Annotated in this window: 17 protein-coding genes; 7 read left to right on the top strand and 10 right to left on the bottom strand. The window is 41.0% G+C overall.

Features of this window, described 5'->3' with window-relative positions; translation table 11 throughout:
• The first annotated feature begins 170 nt into the window (after positions 1-170).
• The gene (locus L1283_RS12675; RefSeq protein WP_157698580.1) at positions 171-329 is read left to right on the top strand and encodes a hypothetical protein; all 159 of its coding nucleotides are present in this window, start codon (positions 171-173) and stop codon (positions 327-329) included.
• Between the two features lie 192 nt (positions 330-521).
• Here L1283_RS12675 and L1283_RS12670 read toward each other — a convergent pair whose 3' ends face one another.
• The 3 genes from L1283_RS12670 to recJ form a co-directional block, all read right to left on the bottom strand.
• On the bottom strand, positions 522-2,036 hold the full coding sequence (locus tag L1283_RS12670; RefSeq protein WP_070560751.1) for a GH3 auxin-responsive promoter family protein: 1,515 nt from the start codon (positions 2,034-2,036) through the stop codon (positions 522-524).
• Between the two features lie 22 nt (positions 2,037-2,058).
• A complete protein-coding gene (gene lptB / locus L1283_RS12665) occupies positions 2,059-2,793 on the bottom strand; it encodes an LPS export ABC transporter ATP-binding protein (RefSeq protein ID WP_028072074.1) in 735 nt (244 codons plus the stop codon).
• 155 nt (positions 2,794-2,948) lie between these two features.
• On the bottom strand, positions 2,949-4,649 hold the full coding sequence (gene recJ, locus L1283_RS12660) for a single-stranded-DNA-specific exonuclease RecJ (protein ID WP_070560747.1): 1,701 nt from the start codon (positions 4,647-4,649) through the stop codon (positions 2,949-2,951).
• Between the two features lie 114 nt (positions 4,650-4,763).
• On the opposite strand from recJ, the gene L1283_RS12655 reads away from it, so the two are divergent.
• The gene (locus L1283_RS12655; RefSeq protein WP_429626163.1) at positions 4,764-5,546 is read left to right on the top strand and encodes an MBL fold metallo-hydrolase; all 783 of its coding nucleotides are present in this window, start codon (positions 4,764-4,766) and stop codon (positions 5,544-5,546) included.
• 48 nt (positions 5,547-5,594) lie between these two features.
• Here L1283_RS12655 and L1283_RS12650 read toward each other — a convergent pair whose 3' ends face one another.
• A complete protein-coding gene (locus L1283_RS12650) occupies positions 5,595-7,217 on the bottom strand; it encodes a RagB/SusD family nutrient uptake outer membrane protein (protein ID WP_286778999.1) in 1,623 nt (540 codons plus the stop codon).
• Positions 7,218-7,230: 13 nt separating this feature from the next.
• The gene (locus L1283_RS12645; RefSeq protein WP_429626162.1) at positions 7,231-10,260 is read right to left on the bottom strand and encodes a SusC/RagA family TonB-linked outer membrane protein; all 3,030 of its coding nucleotides are present in this window, start codon (positions 10,258-10,260) and stop codon (positions 7,231-7,233) included.
• A gap of 525 nt (positions 10,261-10,785) precedes the next feature.
• On the opposite strand from L1283_RS12645, the gene L1283_RS12640 reads away from it, so the two are divergent.
• Both L1283_RS12640 and L1283_RS12635 read left to right on the top strand, forming a co-directional pair.
• On the top strand, positions 10,786-11,265 hold the full coding sequence (locus tag L1283_RS12640; protein ID WP_046672804.1) for a cation:proton antiporter regulatory subunit: 480 nt from the start codon (positions 10,786-10,788) through the stop codon (positions 11,263-11,265).
• A gap of 3 nt (positions 11,266-11,268) precedes the next feature.
• Positions 11,269-12,510, top strand: coding sequence for a cation:proton antiporter (locus L1283_RS12635; RefSeq protein ID WP_088163023.1), 1,242 nt, complete (start codon positions 11,269-11,271; stop codon positions 12,508-12,510).
• Positions 12,511-12,609: 99 nt separating this feature from the next.
• Here L1283_RS12635 and L1283_RS12630 read toward each other — a convergent pair whose 3' ends face one another.
• Together L1283_RS12630 and L1283_RS12625 are read right to left on the bottom strand one after the other, a co-directional pair.
• Positions 12,610-12,939 carry a metal-sulfur cluster assembly factor gene (locus L1283_RS12630; RefSeq protein WP_046672802.1) on the bottom strand — a complete coding sequence of 110 codons (330 nt, stop codon included), beginning with the start codon at positions 12,937-12,939 and terminating at the stop codon, positions 12,610-12,612.
• Positions 12,936-14,105, bottom strand: coding sequence for a glycosyltransferase family 4 protein (locus L1283_RS12625; protein ID WP_429626160.1), 1,170 nt, complete (start codon positions 14,103-14,105; stop codon positions 12,936-12,938). Before L1283_RS12625 ends, L1283_RS12630 begins: the two co-directional genes overlap by 4 nt.
• A 111-nt stretch (positions 14,106-14,216) precedes the next feature.
• On the opposite strand from L1283_RS12625, the gene L1283_RS12620 reads away from it, so the two are divergent.
• From L1283_RS12620 to L1283_RS12610, 3 genes are all read left to right on the top strand, one after another.
• The gene (locus L1283_RS12620) at positions 14,217-15,185 is read left to right on the top strand and encodes a polyprenyl synthetase family protein (protein ID WP_088163021.1); all 969 of its coding nucleotides are present in this window, start codon (positions 14,217-14,219) and stop codon (positions 15,183-15,185) included.
• Between the two features lie 84 nt (positions 15,186-15,269).
• Positions 15,270-16,046, top strand: coding sequence for an amidohydrolase (locus L1283_RS12615; protein WP_046672799.1), 777 nt, complete (start codon positions 15,270-15,272; stop codon positions 16,044-16,046).
• Between the two features lie 352 nt (positions 16,047-16,398).
• Positions 16,399-16,842, top strand: coding sequence for a MarR family winged helix-turn-helix transcriptional regulator (locus L1283_RS12610; RefSeq protein ID WP_070560735.1), 444 nt, complete (start codon positions 16,399-16,401; stop codon positions 16,840-16,842).
• Positions 16,843-16,944: 102 nt separating this feature from the next.
• On the opposite strand, the gene L1283_RS12605 is transcribed toward L1283_RS12610, so the two are convergent.
• The 3 genes from L1283_RS12605 to L1283_RS12595 all read right to left on the bottom strand — a co-directional run bounded on the left by L1283_RS12605 (position 16,945) and on the right by L1283_RS12595 (position 21,908).
• Positions 16,945-18,501 carry an FMN-binding glutamate synthase family protein gene (locus L1283_RS12605; protein WP_120333658.1) on the bottom strand — a complete coding sequence of 519 codons (1,557 nt, stop codon included), beginning with the start codon at positions 18,499-18,501 and terminating at the stop codon, positions 16,945-16,947.
• A 186-nt stretch (positions 18,502-18,687) separates the two neighbouring features.
• Positions 18,688-19,449, bottom strand: a complete 762-nt coding sequence (locus L1283_RS12600) for a Rossmann-like and DUF2520 domain-containing protein (protein WP_145329330.1) — start codon at positions 19,447-19,449, stop codon at positions 18,688-18,690.
• A complete protein-coding gene (locus L1283_RS12595) occupies positions 19,449-21,908 on the bottom strand; it encodes a heme lyase CcmF/NrfE family subunit (protein ID WP_088163019.1) in 2,460 nt (819 codons plus the stop codon). The genes L1283_RS12600 and L1283_RS12595 overlap by 1 nt, the downstream gene beginning before the upstream one ends.
• Between the last annotated feature and the right edge of the window lie 17 nt (positions 21,909-21,925).

The raw sequence follows: 21,925 nt of genomic DNA, 5'->3' as shown, positions 1-21,925 counted from the left end.
TATTTCTCGACTAGACTGTATTAATAATTAAATGTGTTAAGTATTTATTAATTAATACCGTGATTCCATATTATGGCATAAAGTTTGGCCATAAAGAATGCGGTCCTATAGATGGGCTTTTTGGTCCGCAGTAACGCTATAAAATCACTTATCATAAAAATAAACTTAGTATGGAATTGACTCACAGTCTTAACAAAAGTAGTGAAGTAACATCAGGCGACAATCGCTCAGTGTTACAGGGTGAAGTTGAAGTTCAGAAGAAAGGTATTTCTATGAATTTTATCCTTGGTTTTTTTGTTTTTTTATATAAAACGGCAATTAAACCTTAACAAACCTCCATTAAAGTCTAAGCTTTCTTGAGCTTACCAATTAGACGAACGCACAGCGGTTCTTTAAAACAACAAAATTCAGCAATACGAGATTAGCCAAAATAAGGGAATCCAAAAAATTTTGGCTAATCTCCAGCCGGAGACCCCCTATTATTCGGTCAATGTGCGGAATATTTTAGTCTGTATGCCGTATTATTCGGCTAGTATTTTCAACAGCGGGTCGAGATATTCGCGACTATTGCTCAATCTTGGAACCTTATTTTGTCCACCTAGCTTACCTCTTGATTTCATCCATTTATAGAACGTATCTTCGGGCGCATTGTGTACAATAGGTGGTCGTAGGGCCATATTCTTAAAACGTTTGGCGTCATAATCCGAATTGATTTCACGGAGTTTAGCATCCAATATTTCACAAAAACGCCTAAAATCATTGGGTTGTTGTTCAAATTCTATCACCCATTCATGTGCTCCGGCTTCGGCATCTTTAAAATAGACAGGTCCAGCGGTATAATCTTTTATACGTGCCTGTGTCAATTTGCTCGCTTCGGCCAGGGCCTGTTCGGCGTTGTCAACAATAACCTCTTCGCCAAAGGTGTTAATGTATTGTTTGGTACGTCCGGAGATCTGAAAACGATAAGGAGATAATGACGTAAACTTGATGGTATCTCCGATTTTATAACGCCACAAACCAGCATTCGTTGAAATGATCAATGCATAGTTTTTGCCAAGCTCCACCTGATCCAAACGTAAGGTTGACGGATTTTCTTCGTGCATTCGCTCAGTAGGTAAGAATTCGTAATAAATACCATAATCTAGCATAAGCAGAAGATCTTCCGAATCCGATTGATCTTGTAAACCAAAATATCCTTCTGAGGCATTATAATTCTCTAGATAATACATATTGTCAGAAGGGATCAATTTTTGGAATTGCTCGCGGTAAGGTTTGAAGCTCACTCCGCCATGCCCATAAAACTCTAGATTTGGCCATACCTCCAAGAGGTTGTCTTTGCCTGTAATCTCAAGAATACGCTTGGCCATAACAATATTCCAGGTCGGTACGCCAGCTAGGCTCGTTACGTTTTCTTTGAGTGTAATTTGGGCAATCTGCTCAATTTTCTCTTCAAAGTTTGGATTTAAAGTAACCTCCATATTGGGCGTTCGCTTAAATTCTGCCCAGAAAGGAAGGTTACGGATGAGGATTGATGAAAGATCGCCGTAGTAGGAATCCGGACTGAAATTGTTGATTTGTGAAGAACCACCAATAACAACAGATTTTCCCGTAAATACGCGATTTTCGGGTCGGTTATGACAATAGATTGTAAGCATATCTTTACCGCCCTGGAAGTGACACTCTTCGAGCGCTTCCTCACTAACGGGAATAAATTTGCTACGATCAGATGTGGTACCTGAGGATTTCGCAAACCATTTGATATCAGAAGGCCACAGGATATTCTGTTCGCCTTTTATCATGCGATCAACGTAGCCCTTAATATCATCATAGTCCTGTATAGGGACGCGTTCTTTGAAGATTTCGGGCGTTAATATACTTGTATAATCGTATTTTTTTCCCCATTCCGTAGCTTCAGCAGTGGCAATTAAACTCTGAAACCATTCTTCTTGTACATCGTGTGGGTATTTCATGAAAAGTTCAATCTGGTGAATTCTTTTTTTCATGAACCAAGTAAAAATGGAGTTTAATAAGGCCATAGGGGGAGAGATTCTTTAATCTTTAAAATTTTTTCCTTCTTAATTCAAAATGTCTACCGAGATAAAATTTACGGGCAAGCTCATTATCTGCAATTTCCTCAGGTGTACCCGTCAGCATAATCTTTCCTTCGGTCAGGAGGTAGGCCCTGTCCGTAATAGATAGGGTTTCCTGTACGTTGTGGTCGGTAATTAAGATGCCGATATTACGGGTTTTGAGCTTGGCTACGATCGTCTGAATTTCTTCTACGGCGATTGGGTCAACCCCTGCAAAAGGTTCATCCAAAAGTATAAAAGATGGATTTGCAGCTAATGCTCGCGCAATTTCGGTACGTCGACGCTCACCACCGGATAACAAATCACCCCTGTTTTTGCGGACACGGTGTAGGCTGAATTCTGTGAGTAGTTCTTCCAGTTTTGCCAAGCGTTCTTCTTTATTTGGATAGTGGATTTCTAATACAGCCAGGATGTTGTTTTCTACGGAGAGCTTCCGAAAGACGGATGCTTCCTGAGCGAGGTAACCTATCCCACGTTGGGCACGTTGGTACATCGCATCCTGCGTAATCTCCTGATCGTCGAGGAATACTTTGCCTTCATTGGGCTTGATCAGACCAACAATCATATAGAATGAGGTCGTTTTTCCTGCCCCATTGGGGCCCAATAACCCGACAATCTCTCCTTGTTCCACATGGAAGGAAACATTGTTGACAACGGTTCGCTGCTTATATTTTTTTATGAGATGTTCTGCCTTTAAAATCATCTTCGTGGAGTGTCTTGTGTTATATGTATCTGTTCAATAGGACTACTTAAGAACCCTCACCGTTCTTTCATGCCTGGTATCTAATCCAGTATGAGGGTTTTATGCCTGACCAAATCTTGTGTAAATATATTTAATATCTTCTTACTATTGCAATACTAATACTTAATCCCTTTGATGTTTAGCTGTAAGTTTCTTTTGTTGCGCCACACATTCTCTTCAATGCTGTAACAGATGTCGAAACTTTGTCCGGAATTGATATGTGTGATATGTTCTGCTAGTCCAAAACCGATACAGTCAAATGAAGGAGAGTCTTCTTGAACAACGGTCATCTTGAGGTGATTGGTGCCTACAATAAAAGCTTGTCCTACTGCATTTACCTTTTTACTTAGGAAAATAGGAGATTCATTTTGGGGCCCGAAAGGTTCAAACTGCTGGAGAATACGGAAGAACTTAGCATCTATATCCTTCAACGCTAGCTTAGCATCGATCAAAATTTCTTGGGTCAGCATTTCAGGACTGATACGTCGCGATACCACTTCCTCAAAACGATCTTGGAATAGGGTGACATTATCTAAGGACATCGTTAATCCGGCAGCATATTTATGACCGCCAAATTGTTCCAATAGATCGGCGCATTCGCTTAAGGCTTCATACAAGTCAAAACCCAGTACCGAACGGCAGGAACCTGCAATATGACCATTTGTTTCGGTCAATATAATCGTCGGACGGTAATATTTTTCGGTCAGGCGGGAAGCTACAATACCAATGACACCTTTGTGCCAGTCGGCTTTATACAATACCGTGGATTTGCGGCTTTTAAGTAGGGCATTGTCCTCAATGAGTGCCAGCGCTTCTTCTGTTATTTTGAGATCAAAATCTTTACGGACATTATTTTGATCGTCTATGCTCGAACTGAAGTCTTTGGCTTCTTGTAGCGATTTGGAAATCAAAAGCTTGACGGCGTCTTTGGCATGGTCTATTCTGCCCGCAGCATTAATGCGTGGGCCGATCTGGAACACGATGTCGTTAACTGTAAAGATCTTCGTTCGATTATTTGATAAATCAATCAGTGCCTTTAGTCCGACGCAGGGATTCGTATTAAGTTTAATAAGGCCAAAGTGGCTGAGTATTCTATTTTCACCGGTAATCGGAACAATGTCCGAAGCGATACTCACGGCCACAAGATCTAGAAACTGATAGCAGGCATTGATATCCATGCCATTGGTCAATATAAAAGCCTGAATAATCTTAAAGCCGATTCCACAACCTGAAAGTTCTTTATAGGGATATTCACAGTCTGCACGCTTGGGATCTAATACGGCATAGGCTTTAGGAAGTTCTTCACCGGGAAGGTGGTGATCGCCAATGATAAAATCAATTCCTTTGCTATTTGCGTAATCTATTTTATCGACTGCCTTGATACCACAGTCCAATGCAATAATTAAGCTGAAACCATTTGCTGCGGCATAGTCGATGCCTTGTGTAGAGATGCCATAACCTTCGGCATAGCGGTCTGGTATATAAAACTCCAGCTGGCTATGAAATTCCCTGAAAAAACTATAAACAACGGCTACCGCTGTGGTACCGTCTACGTCATAGTCTCCATAGATCAGAATTTTTTCTTTGTTGCCGATGGCTTGGATAATACGGGTGATGGCTTTCTCCATGTCCCGCATCAAAAATGGATCATGCAAATCCGATAGTTGAGGTCTAAAAAACTGCTTTGATTCGTCAAAAGTCTCAATTCCCCTGCTCACGAGCAACTCTGCCAATACAGTGTTGATGTTTAATTCCTCGCGCAGTTTGTTGGTTATTTTGACATCAGTTTTAGATTTTAGTACCCACCTTTTTTGCATATCTTTGCACAATATTTTAAGTGTAAATATACGTTTTAAGGCTGGACTTACCTAATTCCTAAACCCGGTATTGATCCGCTGTTGCTTAACGTGCATATTCCCAATGTTTTAAATATGGTGCAGGCTTATTCTTTATATGAAGGTTCTTTTTCCGTAGACAAGAGTAGAAAATTTATTCCCTTTGACCCACTTCTAGACGACCCTAAGGACCGACCGGGGGCGATGTTTATCCATGTCCATCCCTTCTTGATCCAAACTAATTCCGGGCTTGTTCTCTGTGATACCGGCCTTGGCTATACGGATGACAGTGCTGTGCTACAGCTGCATCATAATATCCGTAAGGCTGGCTTTAGACCCGAAGATGTAAAATATGTACTGATGTCCCATCTTCATAAGGATCATGCCGGTGGGATGGTGACATTTGAAAACGGAACAGGACGTATCGCATTTCCTGAAGCCGAATATATTGTTCAACGTGGCGAATGGGAAGACGCCTATTCAGGCATCTCCAGTTCATACAGGACCGAGATTTTTGATGTGATTCAACGCAGTGGAAATTTGGTACTGGTGGAAGGTGAAGGAAAAATAAATGATGAAATCAGCTATGCGCTCAATGGTGGACATACCGCGCATCATCAGGCATTTCATATTCAAACGGATGATCAGCACTATTTCTTTGGCGGAGATGTATTACCTGAGCCTGAAGAAATTTTCCATAATTATGTCGCCAAATATGATTTCGATGGTCGGCGCTCCAAAGCCTTGCGTCAGGAGTATTGGGCAGAAGGCGCGCCAGCGGGCTGGATTTTTTTGTTTTATCATTCTAAAAATATAACCATTGGCCGTAGTCAGATCCGGGAAGATGGAACCTATAAGCTAGTTGATGCAAAGTCATAAAGGAAAAACCTCCATGACCTTTTGGGAACATGGAGGTTTTTGGAAGGTTTAGTATCCCGGATTTTGCGGGAAGGCTGCACCAGTGTTACTGTCGATAACTTCTTGTGGAATAGGCCAAAGAATAAATTCTTTTTTCACCACATTTTTTGATTGTGTGTTTAATGTTTGCACGCGACGTAAAAAGATGTCGTCACCAAAACGGGCAAGGGTCATACGGCGCATTTCCTCACCAATAAGCTCCCGGGCGCGTTCGTCGAGAATCAAATCAGCATTGATTGCTGTAGCATCGATTAATGACGCCTTTGCACGGGCGCGGACAGCATTGATGGCGTCTTTAGCTTGTGCCGGTTTATTGGCGCGCCAGTATGCTTCAGCCAATAGCAGGTAAGTTTCTGCCAAACGTACTTTCACACGGTCCTTCATATTTCCTTCAAATGCAGGGTCAACAGCTGTCTTTCCGTAGAAAAATTTGGTTGTTGTCGGGAATACATTGCCTGATTCTTTGATGGCGTCGGTAAGTTCGATCTTCTTGCCATAAAGTTCAGGGACGGACGGATCGTTGTAATACCAATCGCGTTTGATATTGAAAGATGAATTTCTGACATCTTGTTTTTCATAACTATCCAGCCACCATTGATAAGGGCGTACGTGCCCAAGACCTCTTCCACCAAGTGAGTCGGCCAAGGCAAATCCTTTTTGTTGCGAATAGAAAGGTACCCAGGCACGTTTACTCCAATCCGTGTAGCGGTCGCCGCCCCCTTGTGTATTGTATTCCAATTGGATGGCCCAGATCGTTTCTTGATTGCCAGAACCGCGATTTTGATTGTTTTCGATAAACATATCGTGGAAATAATCCCCGGGTTTATCTTTTTCGGCGCCAAAACGTTGATCGTTCAATTTAAAGTAACCACTTTGAATAACTTTGTTGGCAGCTTCTGCAGCTAAATCTGGCTGTCCAGCTTCGATATATGCTTCTGCCAGGTAGTGTAAAGCAGCCCATTTCGTCAATTTACCTTCCTGAATTGTTCCTGGATTGTCGGGTAGGTTTTCACTTGCATACTTAAGGTCTTCAATCATGTGCGTCAAGATTTCAGCTTTCGGTGTACGTGTGAAATCGCGACGGGGTGTTTCGGATACTTTGTCCACCCAAGGCACATCGCCGTACAGGTTGACTAAGTAGCGATAACTGTAGGCACGGAAGAAACGAGCCGTTGCTTCCACACGTTTTGGATCGTTGTCCTTGTCTGTCCAGCTAATACCATCCTTTTTTAAAGCCTCAAGGATGGTATTGGTATTGCCAATAAATCCGTAGGCATATTTCCAATAATTGCGGACATAAGACGAAGCAGGATTTAACGTATAATTGCTGAATGGAGCCAATGTAGCGTCTGTACCTGTGGTTTTGATAGCAACGATATCTGTTCCGACCTGTAACGCCTCCTGTGGAGTTGCTCCTTGGGAAAAGATACTACCGTTCCAGGTCAGGAATTCCATGCGGGCATAAGAGTATAAACCATTTAGTCCAGTTTCGAAGCCTTTCGTATTGATATAGGTATTATCAGGTGACTGAAAGCTGCTGGTGTCTTCATTTAAGAAGTTCTTGCTGCAGCCTGTAAAAAGTAAGCTTAGGCCAGCTAGCATTGTATATAAAGTTGTATTTCTTTTCTTCATGATCTTGATGTGTTTAGAATTGGACATTTACTCCCAATGAGAATGTTCTCGCAACAGGATAAGGACTGGCAATATTTGTCGTTGTTGGATTACCTGTGGTCGAACTTACGCTCAATGCCTCTACGTTGTAACCTTTGATTTTGGAGAATGTATAGAGGTTACGGGCGTTAATAAATGCTTTAATGGAAGAGAGATTCAATCTTTTTAGAAAATCGCCATCAAAGGTATAGCCCAAGCTAAAGTCCCTAATTCGCCAATAGGATGAATTGATATAATACGTATGGTTGTTTACTGGCGTGTATCCAGGGGATGGGATGTCTGTGTTTGTACGCTCCGGTGTCCAGTAAGGCATGTCAGCAAGATAATTGGCGCCGTTGTTAGGTAAGAAACGTTCGATGTTTTTGAAATCATCTATTTTCGTTCCACCAAATGCCCCATTCATAAAGAACGACAGGGAGAAATTTTTGTACGTGAAATCATTGCCTATACCAAGTGTATAAGGTGATATTTTGTTCCCCATCATGGTACGGTCATTGGCATCGATTATACCGTCGTTGTTGAGATCTGCTAACTTGGCATCGCCAGGTTTCGCTTTAGGTTGATAGGAGTTTGCGATGTCGTCGCCCTCTTGCCATACACCAATGACTTTATAATCGTAGAAAATACGGATAGGCTTTCCGATTAACCAGGCATTGGTCAAATCATCTTTTCCGTCAGCGCGCAGTTTGGTGATTTTATTGTTGTTATAAGCAAAGGTTGTATTTACATTCCATTGGAAATGGTCATTTTTGACAGGTATGGCATTCAAGGTAACTTCTATCCCTTTGTTGGAAGTTTCACCGATATTGGTCAAAATGGTGTTATAGCCGTTCATGACAGGGACCTGTTCACTTAATAAAAGATCCGATGTTTTTGAGGAGTAGTAGTCGATCGTTCCTGAAAGTCTATTTTTGAGAATCCCAAAATCCAAACCAAGGTTTAATGAAGCTGTCGTTTCCCACGTTAGATTGCTTCCACGTCCATTGAAATTCATCACAAGTCCTTTGACTGGGTCAAGACCATAAATATAATCGACGTTGGTCAGACGGTCATAAGTTTGATAAGGTGATACGGCCTGATTTCCATTTTTACCATAAGAAACACGAAGTTTTAACAAGTCGAAATAGTCCTGCACATTCCCTTCTTTAGAAATTACCCAGGCTCCTGCAACGGATGGGAAAAATGCATATCGGTTGTTAACAGAAAATGCGCTATAACCGTCCGAACGACCTGTTAAGGTTAATAGGTAGCGATCCTTAAAGGCATAGTTGATTCTTCCCATGTAGGAAATCATCGCTGTATTTTGAAGGTTGGATTCGATCTTAAGATTTTTAGAGGCAGAAGCCATGTTGTTATATCCGGCATCTGATACAAAATCGTCTCCATTCATTCTTGAAGTTTTCAAATTTGTTTTCTGGGAAGAATAGAGGCCCACGACATTGATCTTATGGTCACCAAAGGTACGGTCATAGGTCAAGAGATTTTCCCAGGTCCAGTCCCAGAAATGCTCATTGTAAATTGATCCGGTACCATTCACGCCACGTCCTGTAACCGTATTTGAGCCATAGTAGGAGTTTTCGTTAATATTTCGGTAGTTGGTTCCGAATGTGGTTTTGAAACTTAATCCTTCAATAGGAAGTTTCACATCAAGCCAAGTATTCGCATAGACCGTTCTTCTGGTCTGATCCCACTGGCCTTTTTCGTCTGCGAAAGGGTGTGCCCACAAGGTTTGTGCGTACATCGGGTACGTTACAGCAGTGCCATCGGCATCACGGTTTTTACTGTAAGGGGAAAGTTTTACAACACTTTCAAGGTTAGGCTGTACGCCGTCACGGTTCCCTTGAGAAGCCTGCATGGTCATTCCTAGCTTTAACCAAGAGCTTAAACTTTGGTTGAGGTTTAGATTGACATTATATCTTTCGTAGGGCGTGTTTTTTACCACACCATCTTGATTTAGGTAGCTTACGGATGCATAATAATCGGATTTATCCGTTCCACCCGAAAAACTGAGTTGATGTTCCTGAATGGGAGCGCCACTATTGAATACTTCGTCCTGCCAATTGACTTCTTCCCCTTTTTTGTATTGTTCCAATACGTTGGCAAAAAGATAATTTTCTGGGTTGAGCTGATCGCCGGTTTTTCCTTTCGAAGCCTGGTAATCACGCATAAATTGGATGTACTGTGGGCCGTTCATCAATTTAAGGCGGCGTTCTACACTTTGAACCCCAAAATAGCCGTTGTAATTGATGCGTGCTTTCCCTGCGGCACCCTTTTTTGAGGTGATGAGGATAACGCCATTTGCAGCTCTTGAACCATAGATTGCGGTGGATGAAGCATCTTTCAGTACCGAGATACTGGCAATTGTATTGGAAGAGATATCACCCAGGGAACCACTAAAAGGAATTCCATCCAGGATAATTAGGGGGGCATTGGACGCGGAGATCGAGTTCTCACCGCGGATATTGATAGAAGCTGTTTCGCCAGGTTTGGCCGAACCGGAATTGATCGCTAAACCAGAAATCTTACCTTGAAGTTTATCGACAACATTCGGTGAATTTATTCGTTCCAGGGATTTTGCTTCCACTGTAGCGATACTTCCTGTCAAATCGCTCTTTTTCTGTTTACCATAACCTACGACCACAACTTCATCCAAAACATCCTCGGATTTTGTCAAGGTTATTTGTGCTGCTTGTGCTGCAGAGACTTCTTTCGCCGTAAATCCGATCGAGTTAAATGTTAGGATGGCACTTTTTGAACTGACGTTCAGTGAGAAGATACCGTCTTGATTGGTTGTAGTTGCTGCTGCTTTACCTTTTTCAGAAACAGTAACACCGCTTATTGGTTTCCCCGTTTCGTCAACGACCTTTCCGGAGACGGCTTGCTGGAAGGGTGAACGACTGGTTATTGCAACCAAATTACGTGGATTTGCTCCCCCGTAAATAGGTGCCGCTAATGACAAAATTGATAATGGTGTCAGCAGGATGAGATGACTCTTTTTGACCATAGGTGAGTAATTTAGATTCAGTAAGTGTTTAATGCGGCAATTATAAAGAAATAAAGCGTTGGCAATTCTATTGCTTCTTGGAACAAACGATTGCACGAACTACGAAAACGTTATAGAAATGGGGTTTTGTAATGAAAAATTGGAGCTAATGAAAGCTGATTTGTTCGGCTAGGAATTCCGATCGTTAATAACATGTGTGCGTCGAGCGCTTTTATTGTTGTTCAGTTGTGTCATCAAGATGCCATACGTCGAAAAAAGGGATGATATCGGTTAAAAGGGTCGTTTTTCTGCTCTTTTTTTAGTATTTTGGGGTAATTTGGTCTTTGTAGCCCATCCCGTCAGATACCAGCGGATTCGTTTAAGATTGATTTTTTGGGTAAATTTGTGTTTTAGTAGCTAAGGGCTGATGCTGTTTTTTCTAAAAGTCTTTGTTTTTTGTTAGAAAGAACCTTTAGCTTGTTTTCGTAATTGTTGTAAACAACGTTATGAAGCTTATATTATTAGTATTTATTTAAATAGAAGATTATGTCTATTGTAAGAGAGTCCGATCTGATTGGAATTGGAAAAAAATTTCAAATTGAAACCGATGCGGGAGACAATATGGTTGTTGTTATCCATGACGATGGCAGACGGGAACTTTATCGCTATGATGACGAGGAACATGAGTCACGTTGCGTCATGACACTCAATGACGATGAATCTCGGCAGATTGCGGGTATTATCGGTGGTTTGTCCTACAAGCCTAAGGCTTTGGAGACAATTGAAGTTGCTTTGGACGATTTACGCATTGAATGGTACAAAGTGGAAGGCAAAAATGAGGGGGCCGGAAAGACGATTGGAGAGCTGGAAGTTCGTCAACGTACAGGTGCATCGATTATTGCTGGGATACGGGATGATGATACGGTTATCAATCCAGGACCGTCTTATTTGATTAGCCCAGGCACCACACTTGTCATTGCTGGAAAGAAGAATAATATTAAACTTTTGAAGGAAATTTTACTGTAATTTATGCTATCACATACCTTAATACTGGAAATTGGAATCGCTGTAGGACTTGTTGCCATTGTTGGCCTAATAGCCAATAAGCTTAAGTTTTCTGTTATTCCATTTTTCATTATTATAGGAATGGTTTTGGGACAGCACGCTCCGCAGGTTGGTCTGGTGGATTTAACATTTACAGAAAGTAAACCCTTTATAGATTTCATGGGACGGTTGGGTGTATTATTCCTGCTGTTCTACTTGGGACTTGAGTTTTCGGTCAATCGCCTTATTAAATCCGGTAAAGCAATTGTGACAGGCGGGACAATTTACGTCTTATTGAACTTTACTTCAGGCTTGTTGATCGGATGGCTAATGGATATGCCATTTAAGGAGATGATGGTCTTATGCGGTATCATGACAAGTTCTTCCACGGCCATTGTCGCAAAGGTTCTTACAGATCTCAAACGTACGGCCAACCCGGAGACTGAGGTCATTATGGGGATGATTATGTTCGATGATCTGTTTATAGCGATGCATATCTCTTTCCTTTCAGGCTTGATACTGACAGGAAGCAGTTCGTTTTGGACGGTAGCAGGAACGTCCTTACTGGCCTTGGGATTTATATTGGCCTTTTTGATTTTGGGCAGAAAACTGGTGCCTGCGATTGATCGCTTATTGAAGGAGAAAACTTCTGAACTATTTATATTGATCATCTTTGCCTTACTGTTTATTGTAGCAGGTTTCTCTGAAACCATCCATGTTGCGGAGGCTATTGGGGCGTTGATGGCTGGCTTGGTGTTGGCAGATTCGCAATACATCAAAAAGATTGAATCGATGGTACTGCCTTATAAAGATTTTTTTGGGGCAATGTTTTTCTTTAGTTTCGGATTGTCTATTGATATTATGTCACTTGGGGGAGCTGTATTTTGGGCTTCGATTGCAGCACTGGTGACGGTGATGGGTAATCTTGCATCGGGGTATTTTGCAGCTAAATTTTCGGGCATGAAACCTAAAACTTCTTTTGATATTGGCTTTACATTGTCTGCGCGGGGAGAGTTTTCCATTATCATGGCAAACATTGGTAAAGCAGGGGCTTTATTGCCCGTTATTCAATCCTTTGTGGTTGTATATGTGCTCATTCTTTCCATAGTATCCCCACTATTGACCAAAGAGTCCCGTAATCTGTGGAAATTACTTTTCGGTGCGGATACCAATAGCTCCAAGCCTTTGAAAAAGTTGAGTGATTTAGAAAATAAGCAGACCACTTAGACTTTCTAGATAAGAGAGAGTCTTATATGACTTATCATAAACAAAAAGGGATAATACGGTAATGTATCATCCCTTTTTGTTTATGATAGATATTGGATTTTACAAAAAACCTAATTCTAGTTTTGCTTCTTCCGACATCATGTCTTTTGTCCAGGGTGGATCAAATGTCAATTCGACCAATGCTTCTTTGACACCTGCTACAGCAGCAACTTTTTCTTGAACTTCATTCATGATTTCGCCTGCCACGGGACAGCCAGGAGCCGTCAGCGTCATTACAATCTTTGCAATACCCTCTTCCTTCGTAATGATTTCATAGACAAGCCCCAAATCCACAATATTTGCAGGTTTCAGTTCAGGATCATAAATTGTTTCCAGTACAGCTTGGATTTGTGGCGCTAGACCCAGTTTATCTAATACAATGATACTCATTTATTCAGTTTTTTATCGTGAATAGCGTTTTGATAGATCGCTAATAATTTCGCTTCATTTATTTCAGGAGTAAAATTACTAAAATAGTAAGCAATACAGGTCTTTCTTATCTCATCTTTTTCATTTGTCGTTTTTGTACTCCACTCCGTTAAACATTGGATGATATCGTTTTTGTTGTGGGGATCGAAAGTTTGTCCTGTTTTGCCGGGGATAATCAGTTCGGGGAGTGGGCCTAGATTTGAGCTGAGCACAGCTGTTCCGACTGAATAAGCCTCAAGAATCGTGATCGGCATACCTTCAAAACAAATCGATGGTACGAGTAGTGCCTGTGCTTTGGCTATCAGGGGAAGTATTTCTGACCTTTTTTTAAAACCGAGGTAGGAAATATTCGGCTGGTCTTTAATTCTTCTCAGGACCTCATTTTCGAGCGGACCGCCACCAATTAGCTGTAGTTGAAAATCTGTTCCGATAAAAGTATCGATCAGATTCAATATCCCCTTTTCATCTGAAAGACGACCGACGTATACAAAGTGGGCCTGTGTACCCTCAGGCGCTATTGTAGTAGGAAAAACAAAGTTCGGTTTAATCTCGAATTTAGTAGACGGAAGGTGCAAGGTCGATTCAACGAAGATGTTCTTTGCAAAAGAGCTTAAATTGATGTAGCGATTTACCTTTGCCCAAGTTCCAATTTTACGATGAAACCAGTAATTCAGTGCGAGAAGAAATGTTTTTACTATAGAGTTGTTAAATGCTTTTTGTCGAACGGCTGTCCACGGAAACTCCTCTTGGAGTGAGTCCAAAAAGAGGTGGTTGTGGTGGTACAGCGTCGCCGAAGGGCATAGTAAACGGAAGTTATGCAAGGTCATGACCTGAGGGATGCCGAGTTTTGCAATTGTACGGACGATAATCGGACCCGCTGCATAATGGGTGTTGTGAACGTGAACGATGTCTGGTTTAAACGTCCGAATTATTTTTTTGACACGTTGAGCAGCGCAAATATTCCAAAAAGATCCTATTGTCTGTAATGCACCCTGCCAACCCTTTTTATTTTGAAAGGTTAGCGTTTGGACCTCATGTCCTTGCGCGAGGAGGGAAGATTCCTGCTGAAATACAGTGTCTTCACCACCAGGATCTTGATAAAATGTATGGATAATCAGTATGCGCATAATAAAAGACTTATGCAAATGTACAATTTTGAGGTGACTTCCTTTAAAGGGACAAAATTGCCATTTCTATATGATTATTGCTATATTCGCAAGATTCGATCGTAAAGATATATGCAACATTTACAACAACTCGTGATAGAGGCGATAGAGACAAGTCAATTTCCTGAAACACCATCAAATTTATATGATCCGATACGGTATATATTGACTTTGGGCGGAAAGAGGGTTCGACCAGTGCTGACATTGATGGCTGCCGAATTATTCGGTATGCAAGAGATGGATGAAATTATCCCTGCTGCCAAGGCAGTGGAGTTTTTTCATAACTTTTCACTGATCCACGATGATCTGATGGATAAGGCTCCTTTAAGAAGGGGTAAAACGACAGTTCACGAAAAGTGGGATGCTAATATTGCTATATTGTCTGGAGACGGCTTGTTGGTCAAAGCTTATGAGGAAATTTCAAAGTGTAATCCTATTTACCTGCCTGCAACCTTGAAAATTTTGAGTAAAGTGGCTATGGAAGTATGTGAGGGGCAGCAATTAGATATGGATTATGAAAGTCGGGATTCGCTGACAATGCCTGAATATCTTGAGATGATCCGTCTTAAAACTTCGGTGTTATTGGGCGGAGCGTTACAGTTGGGTGCTATTTTGTCTGGAGCAGATGAACAGCAACAGCAGCTGATCTACGATTTTGGAGAGAATGTCGGCTTAGCATTTCAATTACAGGACGATATCTTGGATGCCTATGGAGATCCAGATACCTTTGGAAAGATCGTTGGTGGTGATATCATGATCAATAAAAAAACCTTTTTATTGGTGAAGTTGATGGCGGTAATTTCGGACGACGATAAGATAGTCTTACAAGGCTTATTGGACGCGTCTATAGCGACTGCTCCATCAAAAGTAGCGGATATGCTTACCTTATACGAGAAGTATGCGATTAAAAGTGCTGCCGACGAATTGAAAGATAGCTATACACAACGGGCATTTGAAAAAATGGAAGCATTGAATGTACCAAATGATCGCAAAGAAGCGTTATTAGTGTTAGCAAATAACCTTTTGGTAAGACAGCAATAAGTATAAATTCTATTAAAATTCGTATCTTGCCTGTAAATGTTTTTTTTGTAAGAAAATAATTAAATAAATTTTTAGATTACGTTCATGGAGCCTTTAAAAATCACCGTATTTCAAGCATATTTATTCTGGGAAAATATCGAGAAGAATCTAAATAATCTTGCATTGAGACTTTCCTCATTGCGTGAGAAAACGGATGTTATTATTCTCCCCGAAATGTTTAATACAGGCTTCACGAATAATGTCGAGAAATGTGCAGAACCTGCAAATGGACCTACAACAAGATGGCTATTTGAAATGGCAAGCTCACTTAACTGCGTTGTTGCCGGTTCTTTGATTATCGAAGAAGGCGGGAAATACTATAATCGTTTTGTATGGATGTTCCCTGATGGTAAATATGTCAAATATGATAAACGTCATCTTTTCGGACTATCTAAAGAAAGCGAGTACTTCGAGCCAGGAAATGAACGTATCCTGGTGGATATCAAAGGATGGAAAATTTGCCCAATGATCTGTTATGACCTTAGATTCCCCGTCTGGTCTAAAAATCAAAATGGCGCCTATGATATTTTAGTGTATACGGCCAGCTGGCCGGATAAGCGTTCTGCACATTGGAGAGCCCTTATTCCAGCACGCGCGATAGAAAATCAAGCTTACGTTGTTGGAGTAAACCGGGTTGGGCATGATGGTAATGATATTTACTATTCAGGTGGTTCTATGTGTATCTCTCCACTTGGTGATGTGGTGTATTATAAGCCAGAAGACGAGGATTTGTATACATTTACCTTAAATCCAAATGATCTGTTGGAAGCACGGGAGAAATTTCCTTTCTTAAAAGACTCCGATTCTTTTACAATCGGGTAACACGCTCTAAATTAGGTATAATTGCAAGCATTTATTTTTTCTGAGAGTGCCTGATCTTATTGGTCAGAAAGAACCTTCAGTTTGATTTAATTGCTGTTGGTGTTTGCAAAGTTATGAAGGTTTTGTTTGTCTCCTTTTTATTTGTTAAATTCAGTCTAGTATAAATCAAATTGTTATGATTTATCAACATCTACTGGTGACATGTTGATAAAATTTTGTTTGAGACAGTTAGATTAAAGCGTAATTTAGGCTAACTATTAGCCAAAATACGTTTAGCTTTTTCTCAAATTATATGAAAGACAACGTTTTATTATTGCAATAAGTTGCGTAAACAACCATAACCATTATTCATATGTTAGACCAAGATTTAGTATCACAAGAGTATTTTTATAATTTCTTAACAGGGAAATACTCAATTGCAGTTATGCGGAGATTACAGCGTAATCTCAAGGAGGCCGGGTTAAACATTACTTCTGAACAATGGAGTATCATGTATAACCTGTGGGTAGAAGAGGGGCTTACTCAGCAGGAGCTTGCTGTTCGCACATTTCGAGATAAACCAAGTGTCACTCGATTAATTAATAACCTGGAAAGGGTAAATTTGGTTATCCGCGTTAATGATAAAAACGACAGACGGTCCAATCTGATCTATTTAACAAAAATAGGACGAAAGATGAAGGATGAAGGAATGAAGCAGGCAAAAAATACCATTGAACAGGCTTTAGGCGGATTAGCCGACGATCAAATTGCCTTGTCAAATACCATTCTGCATCGCGTATTATTTAATTTGAAATAAAGATACTTAGTGGGGGTTATTTTATAAGGGAACTATCAGGGTATAAAAAAGGTCCCCTATGTTGAATACATAGGGGACCTTTTTTATATGAATTTCTAGCAGTTAATCTTCGAAAAGTTTGCTTTCGAAATCTGTGTGGCTATTGACCAATTTACCTTCAGTTCCGAAATAGATTTCCTGAAAACTTAATGTACGGATAGCGTCTACCTTACGATAGAATTTATCAGCAGATACATCTGAAAGTGTTTTGAAACCACAAGCTTCCATAATTTCGACTGTAGCACGTAATGTGTTGCGGTGGAACTGAGCTACGCGTACATATTTATCATTTACGTCGAGTCCTTTGTATAAATGCGGCTGTTGCGTAGCAACTCCAACCGGACAAACGTCTTCATTACACTTAAGTGCTTGAATACAACCTAAAGCGAACATCATACCGCGAGCACTATAACATGCATCTGCGCCTAAGGCAATAACTTTTAAGATGTCGAAACCCGTTACAATACGGCTGGATACGATAACTTTAACATGTTTTTTCAAACCAAAAGCAATCAAGGTTTTCGTTACAAATGCCAATGCATCGTATAATGGCATCCCTAGGTTATCTGTAAACTCCAGTGGAGCAGCTCCCGTACCACCTTCTGATCCATCTACGGAGATAAAATCCGGGAAGATCTGCGTGTTTTGCATGGCGTGACAGATGTCGATAAACTCATGTTTATCGCCGATACAAATTTTGAAACCGATAGGCTTTCCACCCGATAGCTCGCGCAGCTGTTGTATGAAGTGCATCATTTCAGTCGGTGAGGAGAAAGCGCTATGTGCTGGAGGCGACATCACATCTGTTCCTGGAATGACGTGACGAATAGCCGCAACCTCAGGTGTATTTTTTGCCGCTGGAAGGATACCTCCATGACCAGGTTTAGCGCCTTGCGAGAGTTTCAACTCGACCATCTTCACGTTTTCACGATTGGATTTTTCTCGGAAGAGCTCCGCGTCAAATTTTCCTTCCTGATTCCGACAGCCAAAATAACCTGTACCCACCTGCCAAATTAAATCACCACCGTTGTTGTGGTAGTCACTGATTCCTCCTTCGCCGGTATTGTGTGCAAAGTTTTGAAGTGCAGCACCTTTATTTAATGCCGTTATTGCTGTTTTGCTCAATGCACCATAACTCATTGCTGAGATATTGAACACACTTAAGCTATAGGGTTTTTTACAGGCTGCATTTCCAACAGTGGTACGCAGATCGTGGTTTTCGATATGGCAAGGGAAAACAGAGTGCGCAGCCCATTCGTTCCCGACAGCCTGTGGATCAGTCTGCATACCAAATGCGACAGTTTCACGTTGATTTTTTGCACGTTGGTATACGATCGAACGCTGTCTTCTGTTGAAAGGACGTCCATCCATATCCGATTCCCAAAAATATTGTCTCAACTCAGGACGAATAGATTCGAAGATATAACGGAAATATCCAACTAAGGGATAATTGCGTAGGATGGCATGTTTGGTCTGGAAACTATGGTATAACGCGATCAATAGCAATGGAAATGGGATGATAAGCAGCCAAAACCAGCTTGATGTAAATATAAATCCAAATGATACAATGATTAAATTAATCACAATCATTATTGAAAGAATGAGTTTTCTAACTTCCATAGAAAATACGATTGTTTAGTTTTAATTCGCTATTTTAATGTTTAGCCCAACTGATTATTTTATTACTCAATTAGCATTCCAAAATGCGCTTTTGGACGAAGCAAATGTACTAAAGTTCCTGAAGTAAATGGATATATTTACCCCTTGGAGGTAAGTTTTGATAAGTTTATAACCGTTTCTAACAAACTATTTTCTTTTAGTAATCTCCTGCGATAAAAGTTGATAGATTTGCTGTAAATCTGGTTTATTGCTAATAAATTGCAAATGTTTTTGCATTGTTGTGCTGTCCTGTCGGATCGCTGGTCCTGTCTGAACTGTTATTGGAATATGATTTTGCACTTTTTCTGCCGTCTCCAGGATGATTGGTTTAATTAGATCAAAGGACAAGTCGTTTTCTGCTAAGAGCTCGTAGGCCATCTGATAAAGGATGTTAGTAAAATTGTTGACCATAACCGAGGCAAGGTGGATGGCTAAACGCTGCTGGGAATTACAATAGATGCTCCGCGGTGCACATGTCTGTGCTAACTGAAGTAGCTCGGCACTATTTTCATCCGTGTTACCTTCAACACAAAGTGGGACGGTCGAAAAATCGACTGCTTTATTTTTGGATAATGATTGTGGTGGATAGATGACTCCCGCATTTTTAAATCCAGCCAGTACAGAAAGATCGGTTGCTCCCGAACAATGAATAACAACACCTTTTATATCTTTTGGTAGCGCTTCTACCAGCGATACAATGGCCTGATCGGTAACGGCAATGAGGTAAAGATCAGCATGTAGGTCTAGTTCAGATAGTTGGTCAATTGCTGCGCAATGAAGAGCAAAGGCCAATGCATCTGCATTGGCCTTTGTTTTACTGTAGATCTGAACGATATGATGTCCTGTTTTTTGAAACTGTTGTCCAAAATGCGTAGCGGCATTACCGCTTCCTAAGATCACAATGTTCATTATTTAAGTGCTTTTCGTTTCTCCTCTTTATTTCTTCTCACAATGGACATGATAAAACCAATGGTCATGACAATCGTTCCACACCAGAAAAAGTTGATGTATGGGAATTTAATGGCTTTAAATACGACCCATTTCTTTTCTGGAAGCGGCTTTTGATAAACCATGATTTCCAGTTTATCCTTGTCAGGTTTAATTCCCGTAAATCTGAATTTAAGCCCTTGCTCGTTGACATCTTTATTGAAGTCATAAACACCACCGTCTTTAATTAAGTAGATTGGTTGTACTTCATACTGTTTGTTGTCGGCCGAAAATACTTTTATTTTCAATCCAACCATAACATCACTAGGACCTTTTGGAATTTTCTCCAGGTGAGCTTCTTTGTTTAAGCCTTCAATGACATAATATCCATTGCGGTAGCGTAGGGTATCACCGATATTTACCTGATACGTTGCCGGCTCCTCGTAGTCTTCGAAACCAGTTTTGTCTTCTGCCGGAACTTTCGCATGTGTTGCCTGACTTTCAGCTGCAGCTGCGGTAATCAGTGTATACACGTCATGCGTGACATAATGTTTGGTCGCTGGAGTACCAATCAAACCGCCCATTTTCGCGTTGTTTTGTGCAAAAGGTTGCAGCACAAAATGCTCCTTCACTTTACCTGTTTCTTCGTCGATCCGCTCGTATTTTATTTTATAAAACGTATTTGGAGCCACAATGCTATCACCGATATAGGTTATTTTGTATTCCCCCATTTGTACAGGTTCACCTTCGGTCAAGAATAAGTTGTCGCCAGGTTTCTCTACCTTGTCAAATCCCGATACAGCAATGTAACCTGTGTTGTTGACCGAGATGACCTCGTTGGTTGCTGCAGCCACCATGGCACCGATAAGTAGTAATCCAAAGCCGATATGGGCTACCGAAGAGCCGGCCAGCTTCCATTTACCTTTGACAGCATCACCCAATACACGGATATTCGCCAAAATACAGAAAATACTTGCGAAGGTGATCAAAATATAGATCAGGTTGGTATACGTCTTCGTAAAATAGACGACAGCAGCCGTTAGAATGAGAGACACAACCAACGATGCTACCGTAGAAGCCAAAAACTTGCGGCTATCGGTACGTTTGTATTTTAAAAATTGTGTAAATCCGGTTAAGATCATAACGATCACTGCAAAACCCGATTGCCACTTGTTATAATGTTGGATCGGATCCAAAGGTGGAGCTACCTTGGTGCCAAAGATCTTGTTGAACACTGGAATTGATGTTGAAGCAATGATCTGTGCACATGCGACAGTCAATACCAAGGCGCCAATAAACATCCAGAATTCTCTTGAATAGATATCCTCATCCTTTTCTGTGATGGGCATCTCTTTCTTTTTGACGGTAAGAAATACGACCATGATTACCAAAAAGACAACATTGAATAAGATCAATTGTCCGCTCATTCCCAGATCGGTAAAGGAGTGTACAGAAGTCTCTCCAAGGACACCACTACGTGTCAGGTAAGATGCATAGATAACAAGTACAAAGCTGATCATCGCCAAAAATGTAGCGGTGAAGTAGGAGTGGCCTGAATTCTTATAAGCAATCATGACGTGGACAGCAGCAATCAGGGTAAACCAAGGAATAATTGATGCATTCTCTACCGGATCCCATGCCCAGAAGCCACCGAAGTTAAGTGCTTCATAAGCCCAGAATGAACCCATGATAATACCTGCGCCTAAAATCATCACGGCAAATAAAGCCCAAGGAAGTGCTGCATTGATCCATTCTTTGTATCGCTTGGTCCAAAGAGCACCGGTTGCATACGCAAAAGGAACAATCATCGACGCAAAGCCAAGGAACAGTGTTGGTGGGTGAATCACCATCCAGTAATTTTGAAGCAAAGGGTTCAAACCATTACCGTCGGTGATGAGTGAAAGATAATTAGCTTCTCTAAAGATTGGAATATCCATTGCTTCACGCAATAGGATAAACGGAGAGCTACCGATACGCAGACCGAAGATTTCCACACCAATAATCATGGAAGCTAAAAATGCTTGGCATAACATGACGAAAGTCATGACAGACGATTCCCAGCTTTTTGCTTTAAATAGCAAAACAGAACCTAATACTGTTTGCCAGAACATCCAGAGCCAAAAACTACCCTCCTGACCTTCCCAAAAACTGGAAATGATATAGTAGGTAGGGAGTGTCTTGGACGAGTGCGCCCAAGCATAATTATATTCAAAAAGATGATTGTATATAATATAAAATAAAGTTGCACCAATCGCCACTACGGAGACCGCATTAACCCAAAAGGCAATACGTGCAATTTTTTTCCATGAATTCTCTTCAGGGTATTTTGTTGCAAAAAAGTAACTGATACAAGATAGAAGTGCAGCACCAAAAGAAAGTACAATAAAGAATTGTCCGATCTGCCCTGGTAGCAGGTGCTCACCAACGTAATTAACGTCCATTGAAAATTGATTTTACG

Origin of the sequence: Sphingobacterium sp. HSC-15S19 (assembly GCF_050433745.1) — a bacterium.
In the GTDB taxonomy this organism is placed as follows: Bacteria; Bacteroidota; Bacteroidia; order Sphingobacteriales; family Sphingobacteriaceae; genus Sphingobacterium; species Sphingobacterium siyangense.
The sequence above is the reverse complement of the archived record's forward strand: the minus strand, read 5'-3'. Positions and strand labels throughout refer to the sequence as shown.